The organism is Clostridium estertheticum, assembly GCF_026650985.1.
In the GTDB taxonomy this organism is placed as follows: Bacteria; Bacillota; Clostridia; order Clostridiales; family Clostridiaceae; genus Clostridium_AD; species Clostridium_AD estertheticum_C.
Window position 1 is genome coordinate 2253489 of sequence record NZ_CP086239.1, and the last position, 15624, is coordinate 2269112.

The following is a 15624-nucleotide window of genomic DNA, read 5'->3' on the forward strand; positions in this document are numbered from 1 at the left end:
ATTATGGATTAAAAAGGCATGCAAATTATTTTTCGGTTATACAAATGGGTTTATCCATTCCATACAATTTTTTATGGGTTATATAGTAAGCAATTCCTAAAGGGATACAGGAACCAATCCATGCAAGAGGATTTGCCAGGGAGACACCTGTAAAACCTAAGTATTTTGATAAAATAATAGCAGCAAAGATTCGCATAATTAATTCCATAACTCCCGCTAAAGTAGGAGCAAGAGTCTGTCCTAATCCTTGAAGACTATATCTGTAAATAAAAAGTAGTGCTAACACAAAATACATTGACCCATTGGTGTTTAAATAGATTTGTGCAAGAGAAACTACCTTTGGTTGGTTGTCCCCTACAAAAAGTAATATCATAAAACGACCAGCTAAAATATTAAACAGACCAACAATAATACTAAAACCCACTGATATGATACTACATTGCTTTATACCAATACGGATTCTATCTATTTTGCCTGCACCATAATTTTGGGCTACAAATGTGGCCATTGTAATACCAAATGACATCATAGGTTGAATTGCTAGTGTATCAATTTTTTGTGCTGCAGTGTATGCCGCTACTGATACTTCACCTAAATTATTCAGTGCAAGTTGAATAGTTATTGCACCAATTGCTATAATAGAATTCTGGAATGCCATAGGCATTCCCATTTTTAAATGATCCCATATGATTTTTTTCGTCAAATGCCAATCACTTCTATGTAGTTTTAAAATAGGCATTCTTCTCATGATATAGCTAAAACATAATATAGCAGAAATCCCTTGAGATATTGTGGTTGCCCATGCAGCGCCTGCAACCCCCATATTAAATCTTAAAATAAATACAAAATCTAAAATTATATTTAAAATACTAGCAATAACTAAAAATATTAGTGGTGTTCGACTGTCTCCCAAAGCTCGCATAACATTAGAAAACAAATTAAATAACATTGACACTATAATGCCCCAGAAAATTATAACTATAAAATTATAAGCACCTTCTATTATTTCTGGTGGTGTATGCATTATCTCTAAAATTGGTCGTGCAAATATTACACTTACAATTGTAAGCACCATCGTGATTAATAAACTAAGTATAATACTTGCCACATAACTATGTCTTACCCCCTGTTTATCTCCAGCTCCAAAGCACGTAGCAGTGATTATGGAAAATCCAGCAGTTAATCCTTGTGAAAACCCAAGTATAAGAAACATAATGCTCCCTGTACAGCCTACTGTTGCTAGAGCATTAATTCCCATTGTACGTCCCACAATCAGAGTATCTGCTAAGCTATAAAATTGCTGAAAAATATTACCTATAAGTAATGGCAGTGTAAAAACTAAAATAATTTTAGCTGGACTGCCCTTTGTTAAGTCTCGTATCATAAAACCTACCCTCCATTAATATCCTGTTTAATTCTATCCTTTAATTATGTATATCGGATCTTATAGTACTTACTTTAGCACTCTCTTTTACCGCGTAACTCTACGTCCATAAGTAAAATCACTATTTAGTGTTTGAACTCTAATTACAGCCCCTGTATGGGGTGCATTTATCATGTTACCATTCCCAATATATATTCCTACATGATGAGCAGGAGTTCCGAAAAACACCAAATCTCCCGGCCTAAGATCAGCTCTAGATACAAGTGTTCCTACATTTTGTTGATCCTCCGAAACCCTTGGTAAGTTCACTCCAAAATGTTGAAATACATATTGTGTAAAGCCTGAGCAGTCGAAGCCTGTAGGGCTTGTTCCCCCCCATACATAAGGAATACCAAGATAATCTGAAGCATATGCTAAAACTGGATTAGAAGAAAATATAGCCTCATTTGTTTTTTTCTCTAGAGCTACTTCCTTTGCTATACCAGCTTGGTCTGTTACCATTTGTGCACCATATTGATTTTCCTCAGCATTTAATTGTGTTACCAATACAATTTGATCTGTTTTTTGTTTCGTTAAAGTAGCTAATTTCTTTTTATTGTCAACTCTTAAAGATAACAACTTTGTACTTTTTGTATCTAGTGCTACCTTTTTTAAATTAATTTCCGCTTCATTTGTTTTTAAATCACTAATAACATTTTGATCAAATTTTGCTATAATTTTTATATCTTCTACTCTGGATACAAAATCTTCTATACCCTTTGAAGCTAGGATAACATCTATAAGGCTTGATGACCCACCCATATACATTGCTCTCATTCTTTTATTAAAAAGTATCTGTTCTGCTTTGATATTACCCTCTATATCTAAAATATTCATTTGGTCTTGTTTAATATCCTTTTGTATTTTTACTATATTATTTTCATTAATTTTCATTTTAGATATAATTGCTTCAATTTGATTGTCTGTAATCTCTACTTTAATTACAAGATTATTTTTTTTAGTTTCAATCTGCTGAACCTTTATCTTATCTGACGCAGGATCTGCGTATACGCTAGTAAACCCAATGCTCATAGTTACAACAAGTGCCATTATGGCTACCCCGATTTTCTTGTTCATTTTTCTCCCCCCTCGTATAATTTCATCTTCCTAATTCCTACAAAATGACTTATTCAATTATATCATATTACTGTATTATATTTTCTAAAAATATTAATCTTTACCTCTTCTTTATCAATTTTTTTCTTTTACATCTTCATTCTAAAATTACATTTTTTGTTAAAATGCGATCGAAATCTAATAAAACGCAAAAAAACATGACCGAATGTGATCGAATTCTAATGAAACGCAAATAAAACATGATCGAATATGAACATATGTGTTGTTTAAGAACTGATTTTATATTATCATGTATATATGGACGTTAAAAATAAATATAAAAGGTAGTGACGAAAAGATGATATATACAGTAACTTTTAATCCGGCTATAGATTATGTTATAACCGTAGATGATTTTAAAGCAGGATTAATTAATAGAGTTGCCAGTGAAGAAAAATTTGCTGGTGGAAAAGGGATAAATGTATCAAGAGTTTTAAATAATTTTGGAATACAAACTAAAGCTTTAGGTTTTGTTGGAGGTTTTACTGGAAAATTTATTATTGATTCATTGGAGTCTCAAGGGGTTGAAACTGACTTTATTGAGATAAGTGGTGATACACGAATAAACGTTAAACTCAAATCTAAAGAAGAGACGGAAATCAATGGAGCTGGTCCAATTATAAAAGATCAGGACTTAAGTAAGCTATTTAAAATAGTAGAAGGTTTAACTTCAAATGATTATCTAGTATTGTCAGGAAATGTTCAGAAGTCTGTTCCAACGGACATATATGCAAGGCTTCAAAAAAAGTGCGCTTCTAATAATGTAAAAGTTGTAGTTGATACTACAGGTGATGCTTTAGTTGCAACGCTTCCGAATAAGCCATTTTTAATAAAACCTAATAATCATGAACTAGGTGAAATATTTAATAAAGAACTTACAAATACAGATGAAATTATTGAATATGCAAAGAAACTTATTGTTATGGGAGCACAGAATGTAATTATATCTATGGCTGAAAGAGGAGCTCTTCTGATTTGTGAAAGTGGAGTTTATCATGCAACACCAGCAAAGGGAAAAGTACAGAATTCAGTTGGTGCAGGAGATTCAGTTATTGCAGGATTTTTAGCTAAGTATTCACAATCAAAGGATTTAATTGAAGCATTTAGATGGGGAGCTACATCTGGAAGTGCTACAGCATTTTCAAAGGATTTATGTAAAAAAGAAGATATTGAGCATTATTTAGCGCAGGTAATTGTAAATAAATTAGATTAATATCTAGTTATTAATTGGCCTGTTCATATAAACTAACTAAGCTTGTATTTATCACAGGAGGAAAAATATGAAAATAACAGAACTTTTAAAGAAAAATACTATTATTCTAGATTTAAAGTCTAATAGTAAAGCAGATGTAATTGATGAATTAGTAAATAAACTTGATAGTGCGGGAATCTTAAATGACAAGGAAGAATATAAAAAAGCAATCTTAAAAAGAGAAGCAGACTTCTCAACTGGAATTGGGGAAGGTATAGCTATCCCCCATGCAAAGGTTGCGGCTGTAAAAACTCCAGCATTAGCTTTTGGACGTTCTACAGATGGAATTGATTTTGATTCCTTAGATGATGCTCCTGCAAACATATTTTTTATGATTGCAGCAACTGAGGGTGCTAATAATACACATTTGGAAACACTTTCAAGGTTATCTACTCTCCTTATGAATGAAGATTTCAAAAAGAAACTTCTCATTGTTAAAACACCTGAAGAAGTTTTAAGTTTAATTGATAGTCAAGAAGAGGAAAAATTAGAAGAAGAGAGTGCCCAGGAAGAAGCAGTAGTAGAGATAAAAGGTTCAAAAGGTTTAGTTTTAGCAGTAACCGCATGTCCTACAGGTATAGCACATACTTACATGGCAGCAGATGCCTTAAAGAATAAGGCTAAGGAAATGGGCGTAGACATAAAGGTTGAAACCAACGGTGCTACAGGAGTTAAAAATAGATTAACGGATGATGAAATAGAAAGGGCTACTGGTATAATAGTAGCTGCTGACAAACAAGTTGAAATGGCAAGGTTTAACGGTAAAAAAGTAGTTATAGTTCCTGTGGTACAAGGAATAAAAAAACCAGAAGAACTTATAAATCAAGCATTAAATGGCGAAGCGCCTGTTTATAACAATGCTGGTGGTAGTAAATCTGCTACTGGAAGCGAAAAAACAGGAATTTATAAACATCTTATGAGTGGTATTTCAAATATGCTTCCTTTCATTGTTGGTGGAGGAATATTAATAGCTTTATCATTTATATTCGAAAAGAGTTCAAATCCAAACTTGTTATATTTGTCTAAGCTGCTTTCAGTAATTGGAGGCGAGAATGCTTTTGCACTTATGGTACCAGTACTTGCTGGTTTTATAGGTATGAGTATTGCAGACAGACCAGGTTTTGCTCCCGCAATGGTAGGTGGATTTTTAGCATATCAAAGTAATGCAGGATTTCTTGGTGGAATTATTGCAGGATTTCTTGGTGGTTATGTAGTACTACTTCTTAAGAAGGCTTTTTCAAAATTGCCAGAAGCTCTTGAGAGTATAAAACCAGTGCTTATATATCCACTTCTAGGTATTTTTATTACCGGTGCTATAATGTACATTTGTATAGATGGACCAGTTGTTCAAATTAACCTTTTACTTCAACATTGGTTAGGTGGAATGGGCACAGGGAACAAAGTTCTACTAGGTATTATATTAGGCGGAATGATGGCAGTTGATATGGGCGGTCCAATAAACAAGGCTGCGTTTGCATTTGGAATTGCTATGATAGCTTCAAAAAATTACTATCCACATGCAGCTGTAATGGCTGGTGGTATGTCTGCACCCCTAGGGATTGCACTTGCTACTTCATTCTTTAAAAATAGATTTACTAAGCAAGAAAGAGAAACTGGTCTTAGTTGTTATATAATGGGAGCTTGCTTTGTAACAGAAGGAGCAATACCTTTTGCAGCAGCAGATCCAGCAAGAGTAATTCCAGCAACAGTAATAGGATCCGCAGTTGCTGGTGGACTTTCATTGTTTTTTAATATAGGAATGCCAGTTCCACACGGCGGTATATTTGTAGTTGCTTTAGTTAAAGGAAGTCCATTACTTTATTTACTATCGATTTTGATAGGAGCTGCAGTAACGTGCATAATACTAGGAATTTTAAAAAAACCAAAAGATATTTAAAATAGTTAAAAGTTAATGACTAATAGGCCCCCTAAGCATCATGGATAATATTAACTCAAGTAGTTAATATTAAAATATGATGATTAGGGGGCCTATCTTTATATATTAAGTATACATAATGTAACACTCCTTTATTTTCAACATATCATATATAAGGTCTAAGTACCTGAAATAAAGTAACTAATAATTATGCTACTCTATTTTATTTCTTATACCAAACTTTATATTAAAGGAGTATTTATGAATGAAAACATACGATAACCGTGACAAATTGAGGCTGATAAAGCATTTTTTTATTTTTAACATGTTACAACAACCATCTTGTTTTATTAATATTAATAAAACATCTAAAAAAAACTCAGTAAATATCAAACAAGAAAATAGATACACAAATAACTTATCTACAGAAAAGAGTTCAAATGATAAAATAGGTACAGAATCTACAATTCCCATCTGTGATAAATTAACTATGGCAAAATTTCTCGTCATTTTAAAACTCTTACAACGACCATATCCTAATGAGAATATGAATAAAACATCTAAAAGCAATCCAATAATTATTAAGAATGAAAATAGAGTAATACCAAATAATTTAGGTTTAATTAACAATTCAAAAAATAAACCCAATGCAAAATTTATGTTTTTTATTCAACGAGTAACTTTTAAAAATAATTCAGAATCTATAAACAAAAAAAGTGAAATTAATACTGCAGACGATATTTATGAAAATGATGATTACTTAGAAAGCTCAACACCAACTTTGCCCATTATAATCGAAGAAAAAGATATAGATACAGATATTCCTATTGAATAATATCATTCTTCTTTATCATTGAAATTACTTTGAAAGGACTGAATAAAAATGGATAAACAAAAAACCGCAGCATTGTCTATATTTTCTAATACTGCGTTAATATTTTTTAAAATAGTAGTTGGAGTATTAATGGGCTCCGTTAGTGTCATTTCTGAAGCAATCCATTCTTCTATAGATCTTTTAGCAAGCCTTATTGCTTTTTTCTCCATTAAGGTAGCATCAAAAGCTGAGGATGATGGTCATCCCTTTGGACATGGCAAGTATGAAAATGTGTCTGGTTTCGTCGAGGCTATATTAATTTTACTTGCTGCCGCACTCATTATCTATCAAGCCATAAAAAGGATTTTTGAAGGCGGAACTGTAGATAATGTAGGTGCAGGCATATTAGTAATGCTACTCGCTGCTGTAGTTAACTTTTTCATTTCAATGATTTTATTAAAAACAGCGAAAAAGACGGATTCTATTGCCTTAGAGGCTGATGGCATGCATCTTCTAACAGATGTATACACCTCTATTGGAGTATTTCTTGGCCTTGTATTATTAAAAATAACGAATATACCAATTATTGATCCACTTACTGCTATATTTGTTGCAATCCTAATAATTAAGACTTCTATAGACTTAATCAAAAAATCTTTAAATGATTTAGTGGACTCTAAGCTTCCAGATGACGATATTTTAAAGATATTAAACATACTTGACTCTCATCTAGAAATTACTAAATATCATAGTTTAAAAACAAGGAAAAGTGGTCCTACACGAGAAATTAATGTAAACGTGCATGTTGTTGAAAATACCTCACTAGTTGATGCCCATAACCTCTCTGATAAGGTTGAAGAAGAAATAAAAGATATTTTCCCTGGAGGGTCCTATGTATTGATTCATATAGAACCAGAAAATTCATAAGAAAAATATCAAATAAACTCACATATCTACGCCTAAAAGAATACCTTGATAATGAATGAATTATTAATGGAGGTATTTACTTGGGGTATTATATTAAAGTAGAAAACGACGTAAAGATTTATGTAGAGGATCTTAACCCAGAAGGCAAGGAGACAATCTTATTTCTCCACGGTTGGCCTGGAAGTCATAACTTGTTTGAATATCAGTTTGATTTGCTTCCCCAAATGGGATACAGATGTATAGGTATAGACACGAGAGGGTTTGGTGAATCAGATAAACCGTTCACAGGTTATGACTACAATCGATTATCAGATGATGTTAGAATGATAGTAGCTGCACTTAATTTAAAGAATTTCACACTTGCAGGACACTCCACAGGTGGAGCGATCGCTATCAGGTACATGGCTAGGCACTGCGAATATGGGGTATCTAAACTAGTTCTTATCGACGCAGCGGCTCCTTATCTTATACAAACTCCGACTAATCCTTATGGGGTACCTAAAGAAGTAATTGATAATATAATCCAGGGAACATATAATGATCGTCCTAAGATGCTGCAGGGCTTCGGCGATATTTTTTTCTTTCAGCATATAACATGTGCCTTCTCTGATTGGTTCTTTCAATTGGGATTGCAAGCATCAGGCTGGGCAACTGCAGCTATTGCGAAAACTTGGATAAGGGAAGATTTATCTTCTGATTTAGGAAAAATAAATGTTCCTACTTTAATTATTCATGGTATACATGACAAAGTTGTTCCTTTTAAGCTTGGTGAGTTACAAAACCAAAGTATTAAAAATTCGAAACTTATACCATTTAAATATAGTGGTCATGCTACGTTCTATGATGAACGTGACAAATTCAACGAAGAATTGGTCAAATTCATAGTGGAATAATGTGTGTTTGCAATTTTAAATAACCTCAAAGTTAAAGTAGCTCAATTGGTATTGTGTTACTTTAACTTTATTTTTTGAATAGTCTTAATATTACAACTTTTATATTTTGTATTGCTAAAATGTAAAAGTTGTAATATCATGGTAAATGTCGTTTAAAAAAACTTATTTTTAAGAAAGAGGTAAATTATGGAAGAATTAAGGGATGAATTAACAAAACTTATAAATGAAAAAGGACCTTTGAATGAAAGGACAATACTAGTTAGTCAAGAATTGGACAAGCTTATTGTTTCTCATTATTGTTTCCAAGATAAATAAAAAGAAAGCATTGTATTACTTTCTGAATATCTATATACACTTAAAGCAAGCAACCTCATATCAATGATATGGGGTTACTTGCGAAGAAATAAAATAATAATATTATTTTAATGTTTACTCTTGAAAAATGCATCTACACCATGTTTTTCCATTACATTTATGGCAAAATATTTTCCTATGATATAATTTGTTTTTGATACCTCCCTATTGTATTCGTTAGTACATCCTGTAAACTCCCATAACAGCTTTTATGAATGTTAAGCTTCACCATAGTATTTTGCAAAATAGAAAATCCCTTTTTTACGAACTATATAATTCTGTAGATAACCACCTGTGGCTTTTTCTCTCGGAACAATAACTAATTCGTAACAATGAGCATTTTCAGTTTGAAGGTATTTACTATCTATCTTATTGTGTAATACATCATCATTTATTGGTGTTATACAAGCTATAAATGGATGACCACTAATAAATAAGTAAGTTCTTAATGCTCCCTTTGGTGTAATACATGAAGCGTTAAAAGCACCAATTATAATTATAACAATAAAGATTAATTTTAACTTTTTAATTTTTAATAATTTTTTCACATTTACACCCCCTAAAGAAGAAATAATATTATCAAAATCAAGTTTATTCACTTTTTCTAGACTATTAATATACGTGTCCTTCTTCCACTAGAATTAGAACTGAATTATCATTTCTATTTACATATTTTTCTTTTGAAAAACCTTCAGAAAACAACTTTAAGTCAATTATACCATAATGTACCATGTATTATTTTATAGCAACACTAACTAGAGCAACAAAGAAAGAGGAATTTAGTAATTTTACTGTATCTCAATTGTACTTATTTTACTCTTTTAGCAATTGGATGGTTTTCTTTAAACTGAACCAAATCCCATAAGTTTCCGTATAAATCTTTGAATACTGCAACCGTACCATATGATTGTTCTTTAGGTTCTCTAACGAATTCTATACCTTTTGCTATCATTTCATTATAGTCTCTCCAAAAATCATCTGTTCCAAGAAATAGGAAAACTCGTCCTCCTGCCTGATTTCCAATAAACGATAGTTGTTCTGGTTTGGAAGCTCTTGCAAGTAATATTGTAGTTCCTGACGAACTTGGTGGAGACACTACCACCCAACGTTTATCTTGTTCTGGTTGGTATGTATCTTCTATTAATGTAAAATGAAGTTTCTTTGTGTAAAATTCAATGGCTTCATCATAGTCTTTTACTACTAACGCAATGTGTGCAACAGATTGTATCATTTTATTTACCCCACTTTCTTTACAAAATATAAATAATATTATTGTGTAGATTATTTTAATTCCGTTTCACTTAATAAATCGACATATTCTTTAGCTTCAATTAATCCCACTCCAGTAACCTCTCTATATTTTTTGATTGCCTTAATCCTTTTACCTTCCAAAAGGAGACTATTTAATTCATCTGTTACTGTATCAGGCACTCCAACTTGTTTAGCAATCCTATTTACATTTATATTTATACGTTTAATATCACTTCGTATCTGACTAATACTACATACTATGCCTATAATCATTCCTATGCCCATAAGTCCCAAGGCAACTGCATAATTCACGACTCCACCCCCTATTTGGTATTCATTTAAGGATATATCTTTATAATTGTATTAATCCATTTATTAAAATTTTACTGGTTTTAGCAAAAAAAACAATACAAATTGCATGAAACGTACTTTTACATTCCTTAAGAGAACAAATAAACTCATTAAAGACAACTAGCATTGCTCCATTGGAGCATAAGGAGTATTTAAAATCTTGATGTATGTACAAATCATCAAATTTAAATGATAATGCTGAAAAAACATAGTAAACATAGTGAGGCCACTGAAAAACTATATGAAAAATCGTCATCGAATTAAAGATGGCGATTTTTTTATGTAAAAGACTAAAAACAAAAAGGAATTTTAAAAGATATGTCGAATTAGTATAGTAGAATAAAATAAAAGGGGCTAAACTATTATGCTAAAAGGACAATTGGAAATAAAAATAAATACATACCATAGCTTATATTCGTTAATTATTCCGAAAGATAACATTTTAAAGCAAATTAATGACCTTGTTGACTTTTCATTTGTTTATGACGAATTGATTATTAACTATAGTTCATCTATGGGTAGAGGTGCTATTAACCCTATAATGCTATTTAAATATTTGCTTTTGAAAGTAATATATGAATTGTCTGATGAAGATGTTGTTGAAAGAACTCTTTATGATATGTCATTTAAATATTTTCTGAATTTAGCCCCAGAAGAAACAAATTTAATAAACTCAAGTACATTAACTAAATTTAGAAAGCTTCGCCTTAAAGACATGAATTTATTAGATTTATTAATAAACAAGACTGTAGAACTTGCTATAAAAGAGGGAGTTTTAAAAAGCAAAGCAATAATAGTTGATGCTACGCATACCAAGTCACGTTATAACCAAAAATCAGCAGGAGAAGAATTATTGAAACGTGCAAAAAATTTAAGAAAAACATTGTACGGAGTACATCCTGAGATAAAAGAAGATTTGCCGAATAAAGTTACAAATGGAGTACTTGAAGATATTCTTGAGTACTGCAAATTATTAATTGATAGCATAAACAAGAATCCAGAAATTGTAGCAAATCCAACTGTGAAAACTAAATTAAACTACTTAACCGAAGCTTTTAATGATGACATAGAAAACCTAAAACTATCAAAAGATGAGGATGCAAAAGTGGGGCATAAGACTGAGGATAGTTCTTTTTTTGGATATAAATCACACCTTGCTATGAGTGAAGAACGTTTAATTACAGCAGCTGTTATTACAACTGGCGAAAAAAGTGATGGAAAGGAGCTCATAGCCTTAATAGAAAAAAGCCGTGAGGCTGGTATAGATGTTAATGAAGTAATTGGAGATACAGCTTATTCTGAAAAGAAAAATCTAGAATATGCAAAAGAAAATAAAATTGCATTAATTTCAAAACTAAATCCTGTAATTTCACAAGGAATGCGAAAAAAAGAAGATGAATTTGAGTTTAATAAAGATGCTGGTTTATTTGTATGTCCGGCAGGTCATATGGCTATTAAAAAAGCAAAACAGGGAAAGAAGAATGTTGGTAAAAATCAAGTGTTAACTTACTATTTTAATGTAGAAAAGTGTAAAAATTGTGTTCATAAAGATGGGTGTTATAAAGAAGGCGCTAAATCTAAAACTTATTCAGTTTCAATAAAGTCAAATACCCACAAAGATCAAATAGAGTTCGAAAAAAGTGAATATTTTAAAAAACGTGCTAGGGAGCGTTATATGATAGAGGCTAAAAATAGTGAACTTAAGCACCAACATGGCTATGATGTAGCAATATCGTCAGGCTTAATTAGCATGCAAATGCAAGGTGCATTATCAATCTTCACTGTGAATCTAAAGAGAATAATTAAGTTGAAAAGCATGAAATAGGGCTTTTAAAACTTAATTATAAAAGAAAAAGCATGAGATATCCAAAAATATGGATTCCTCATGCTTTTTCTATTCAAATTTGAAAACTCTACTGAAAAAAGAGTGCTTTTTTCAGTGGCCTCAACATAGTGAGTATGCATTTTTATTATATATTTATATATACAACTGTTAAAATTTGGTATATAATTACTTTTATTCCATGAAAGTTTAAATGTTTAATAGGCATATAAACTTTGTATATTGAATGGGGGTGGGCGTATAAAGTAGTTACTATTGTCTAAGTAGTATAGAGGTTAATCATCAAGATTGATATGGAAGTCCTAAAAAAAAAACAAATTGGGGGTATAAAAATGAAATTCAACAAAATTAGTATCAAAATCTTAGCATGTTCACTTGTAGTTTTAGGATCTTTAATTCAAACTCAAAATTCATATGCAGCTATTTTGCATCCAACAGGGTTAAATCACTTACATGAAAAAATACCAGGAATTAAAATGTTAGAGGATTCAGATAGTAAAATACAATTACCTACAAAAGTTGACCTAACAAATCAATTTCCTAAAGTAGATAATCAAGGAAGTTTGGGAAGCTGCGTTTCATGGGCAACCGGTTATGCAGATAAGACTTATCAGGAAGGTCAAGAGTGGAAATGGTCTTTAAATACAATTTCCAATATATTCAGTCCAGCATATATATATAGTCAAATACATGCAGATAATTCAGCAGATGGTGGTGGGGCTAATTTTTCCGATGCATTTAACATTTTACAGACACAAGGCTGCACTACATTAGCTGATATGCCTTATGATGGAAGCGAATATGCATGGAAAACTACACCTACAGCTAAACAAAAAGCTAATGCAGCAAAGTATAAAGCAGAAAGCTGGAGTGAGCTTCCAGATGGTAATTATAGTGCAATAAAGGCACAACTTGCAAATGGTAACCCTGTAGTTATCGGTATATCAGTATATCCAGATTTTGATAAATTGGATGCTAGCAATCCCATTTATAATCAAGTTTATGGTACAAGTAGAGGTGGCCATGCATTATGTGTAATTGGTTATGATGATACTAAAAGAGCAGTTAAAATAATAAATTCATGGGGTACAGATTGGGGCATTAATGGTTATGGATGGATTAGTTATGATTTAATAAAGAGTCAAAACATAGAGGCATATACAATGACTGATGCTTTATAAATTATTGTTAGTATAACAACAAAGTGAAAGTAACTCAATTAGTATTGTGTTACTTTCACTTTGTTTTTTTGATAAATAGTTGATGCTACTCTTACTTTTTAATCTGCTTTCTTTTCATTCCACAGGACTTCGGATCTACATACTCAAAATCAAATTGACAGTATAGCTTATCTGCTGGTTTATTGGCAATCAAACATACATATGCATTTTCATCTGTGTTTTTGTTTAAATAGGAATCTATTTCTCTCATAATCACTTTCCCTAGACCTTTACATTGATAATTAGGATCTACCATAATATCAGAAACAACATAGGTTATCCCTTGATCACCAACAATTCTTCCAAAACCAATTAACTTATCATCATCCCATAAAGAAACAATAAACAATGAATGTTTCAATGCAATCTCTGTTTTTGATAAATCTTTCGTTCCCATTCCAGTTTTTAATCTCAAAGAAATATATTCTATCGCTGATGGAGCGATATATGTTATATCCATGTCTATTGAAACCTCCAATTATATAAATAAATTTTATTGCACGATAAAATACAATCACACAACAATTTTCGAGTTAATTATACCATTATATTCCATGTTAATATCATATCCTGCTCTAATATTAGTGTATTTGGTGAATACGTTATTTTACGTATGTAGAAATAAACTCTTTTGACATTTTGGCAATTTTATCTGCGTTTGTCCAATATAAATAATGCTTCCCACTAAGAACTTGAATCTTTTGAATATCCGAGTTTGAAATTACGTCTTCATGAAGTGGCAACCACTCTTTATTACTGTCTACGGACTCTTTTGATAAAAAGGATAAAACAGGTAATTTATTTGGATATTTCACATCATATAGTTCTTTTGTATTTGTATTTACCATATTAAATTCATTTATCACAGAGACATTTCCACTATTCCAGGTTGTTGCCATTTTTTTCATTTTAATTTGCTTCGTAGAATAATAATTGTTTTTGTTCATGCCATCATCAACACTTGGCAAAAGGTATGTAATATCCCTTACAATTCCAAACGTATTAAGCAATGTCAAATATGGTGACATGTTAGCATCTTTATTACTTTTTGTTTGATTAGGTTTAGACTCGTCAATCCCAATAATTGCCTCCACTTCCTTCGGATAATTTACTGCATAGTACATCGAATATATGCCCGATATCGAGTGTGGCATTAATATGTATGGTCCATTAATTTTTAATTCTTTAAGTACTGTCCTTATTTCCTTTACAATGTTTGCATTAGAACGTTCCTCTTTTGTAGTGTCACTAAAACCGTATCCAAAGCATTCAAGGATTACGACTTTATAATCTGAGCTTAATCTTTCTGCCAAAGGCATAAAATCTGTAATTGGTGATGCAGTTCCTAAACCGCTTAGTAACACGATTGTTTTTTTTCCTGATCCAGTCACATAAGCTTGCATATTTTTACCATCCACATTTATTGTTTGGCCACTTTTATACTTGTTCTTTTCAATTGATTTCAAGACATTATGCGTTACTGCTGATATAATTACTAATCCAACTATAATCCCAATAATCCATAGTAATACTTTTCTTGTTATTTTTAGTGCCTTTTTCATCTAATGTTCCTCCATTTATCTAATCCAACTTTATTATATGTACATACAAATGTAACTCCAGCAATTATTATCCAGATTAAGATTACTGCTATATTCTTGGCTTCTCCCACTCCAATCTCTCCCCCACTAAACAGCATTTTAAACATTAGGTTCATATTATAATTAGGCAAAAAACTTGCTATTAGTTCTATCTTTTTACTGAAGCTTGAAAATATTGGCACCATTAAAAAAAACATAAGTATAGGCATTCCTACTGTTCCTGCTGACATTTGGTTAGGAACAATAATGCCTACTACCGCTCCAATTTCTATCATGCTAATTGCAACTAAAGACGTTAACAATATAAATTTACCTAAGTACACAGAATCCATTCGAGCTATATAAAATATAAGTATATTTAGAATTTCTGATACCACGAACGTTATAACAACTTTTCCTATTAAAAATTCTAAAGGTGACACTCCTGAAAGCATAAGAGTTCTAAGTGTGTTTTTTTCTTTTTCTTCTGCAATCAACATAGCTATCATAAATCCAGCTATAAGTACAATATTCATACCTAAGCAAATATATAGTATTTCGTATTTACCAATGCCATCACTTGTTCCTCCGGCACGAAATACATTAGTATATATAAAACTAAATAGAACTGGCAATAAGCACATTAATAAAATATTCCAATCTTTTGATAAACTCTTTATTTCTTTTTTTAACAATGCATTAATTCTTCTTGTAAATTCCATTA

16 protein-coding genes are annotated in these 15624 nt (G+C 31.4%); 8 read left to right on the top strand and 8 right to left on the bottom strand.

Translation table 11 applies throughout. The features are described from left to right. Positions 1-25 precede the first annotated feature (25 nt). Both LL038_RS10890 and LL038_RS10895 read right to left on the bottom strand, forming a co-directional pair. Positions 26-1384: an MATE family efflux transporter gene (locus LL038_RS10890; protein WP_216125951.1), complete on the bottom strand. Its 1359-nt coding sequence runs from the start codon at positions 1382-1384 to the stop codon at positions 26-28. 87 nt (positions 1385-1471) lie between these two features. Beyond that, positions 1472-2500: a C40 family peptidase gene (locus tag LL038_RS10895; protein WP_216125952.1), complete on the bottom strand. Its 1029-nt coding sequence runs from the start codon at positions 2498-2500 to the stop codon at positions 1472-1474. 337 nt (positions 2501-2837) lie between these two features. Here LL038_RS10895 and pfkB point away from each other — a divergent pair, with 337 nt between their 5' ends. The 6 genes from pfkB to LL038_RS10925 all read left to right on the top strand — a co-directional run bounded on the left by pfkB (position 2838) and on the right by LL038_RS10925 (position 8616). Next, positions 2838-3752 carry a 1-phosphofructokinase gene (pfkB, locus tag LL038_RS10900; protein ID WP_216125978.1) on the top strand — a complete coding sequence of 305 codons (915 nt, stop codon included), beginning with the start codon at positions 2838-2840 and terminating at the stop codon, positions 3750-3752. 67 nt (positions 3753-3819) lie between these two features. After that, positions 3820-5688 carry a PTS fructose transporter subunit IIABC gene (locus tag LL038_RS10905; RefSeq protein WP_216125955.1) on the top strand — a complete coding sequence of 623 codons (1869 nt, stop codon included), beginning with the start codon at positions 3820-3822 and terminating at the stop codon, positions 5686-5688. Positions 5689-5932: 244 nt separating this feature from the next. After that, on the top strand, positions 5933-6502 hold the full coding sequence (locus LL038_RS10910; RefSeq protein WP_216125958.1) for a hypothetical protein: 570 nt from the start codon (positions 5933-5935) through the stop codon (positions 6500-6502). Between the two features lie 48 nt (positions 6503-6550). Continuing rightward, the gene (locus tag LL038_RS10915; RefSeq protein ID WP_216125960.1) at positions 6551-7408 is read left to right on the top strand and encodes a cation diffusion facilitator family transporter; all 858 of its coding nucleotides are present in this window, start codon (positions 6551-6553) and stop codon (positions 7406-7408) included. A gap of 80 nt (positions 7409-7488) precedes the next feature. Continuing rightward, positions 7489-8301 (top strand): alpha/beta fold hydrolase, encoded by an 813-nt coding sequence (locus tag LL038_RS10920; protein WP_216125961.1) that lies wholly within the window; start codon positions 7489-7491, stop codon positions 8299-8301. A gap of 186 nt (positions 8302-8487) precedes the next feature. Next, positions 8488-8616: an aspartyl-phosphate phosphatase Spo0E family protein gene (locus LL038_RS10925; protein WP_216125962.1), complete on the top strand. Its 129-nt coding sequence runs from the start codon at positions 8488-8490 to the stop codon at positions 8614-8616. A 257-nt stretch (positions 8617-8873) separates the two neighbouring features. On the opposite strand, the gene LL038_RS10930 is transcribed toward LL038_RS10925, so the two are convergent. The 3 genes from LL038_RS10930 to LL038_RS10940 all read right to left on the bottom strand — a co-directional run bounded on the left by LL038_RS10930 (position 8874) and on the right by LL038_RS10940 (position 10218). Then, positions 8874-9203 carry a hypothetical protein gene (locus LL038_RS10930; RefSeq protein ID WP_216125967.1) on the bottom strand — a complete coding sequence of 110 codons (330 nt, stop codon included), beginning with the start codon at positions 9201-9203 and terminating at the stop codon, positions 8874-8876. Positions 9204-9463: 260 nt separating this feature from the next. Continuing rightward, positions 9464-9886, bottom strand: a complete 423-nt coding sequence (locus tag LL038_RS10935; protein WP_216125970.1) for a VOC family protein — start codon at positions 9884-9886, stop codon at positions 9464-9466. Positions 9887-9936: 50 nt separating this feature from the next. Further along, positions 9937-10218 carry a ribosomal protein L7/L12 gene (locus LL038_RS10940; RefSeq protein WP_216125972.1) on the bottom strand — a complete coding sequence of 94 codons (282 nt, stop codon included), beginning with the start codon at positions 10216-10218 and terminating at the stop codon, positions 9937-9939. A 403-nt stretch (positions 10219-10621) separates the two neighbouring features. Here LL038_RS10940 and LL038_RS10945 point away from each other — a divergent pair, with 403 nt between their 5' ends. Together LL038_RS10945 and LL038_RS10950 are read left to right on the top strand one after the other, a co-directional pair. Beyond that, entirely contained in the window at positions 10622-12082 is a 1461-nt protein-coding gene (locus tag LL038_RS10945) for an IS1182 family transposase (RefSeq protein WP_216128210.1), read from the top strand. A gap of 350 nt (positions 12083-12432) precedes the next feature. Further along, positions 12433-13281, top strand: coding sequence for a C1 family peptidase (locus LL038_RS10950; RefSeq protein WP_216125165.1), 849 nt, complete (start codon positions 12433-12435; stop codon positions 13279-13281). Between the two features lie 91 nt (positions 13282-13372). Here the strand turns inward: LL038_RS10950 and LL038_RS10955 are convergent, their stop codons facing one another. The 3 genes from LL038_RS10955 to LL038_RS10965 all read right to left on the bottom strand — a co-directional run bounded on the left by LL038_RS10955 (position 13373) and on the right by LL038_RS10965 (position 15622). Further along, positions 13373-13780, bottom strand: a complete 408-nt coding sequence (locus LL038_RS10955) for a GNAT family N-acetyltransferase (RefSeq protein WP_216125164.1) — start codon at positions 13778-13780, stop codon at positions 13373-13375. 142 nt (positions 13781-13922) lie between these two features. After that, positions 13923-14882, bottom strand: a complete 960-nt coding sequence (locus LL038_RS10960; RefSeq protein ID WP_216125163.1) for an alpha/beta fold hydrolase — start codon at positions 14880-14882, stop codon at positions 13923-13925. Beyond that, positions 14879-15622 carry an ABC transporter permease gene (locus LL038_RS10965; RefSeq protein ID WP_216125162.1) on the bottom strand — a complete coding sequence of 248 codons (744 nt, stop codon included), beginning with the start codon at positions 15620-15622 and terminating at the stop codon, positions 14879-14881. The genes LL038_RS10960 and LL038_RS10965 overlap by 4 nt, the downstream gene beginning before the upstream one ends. Positions 15623-15624 lie beyond the last annotated feature (2 nt).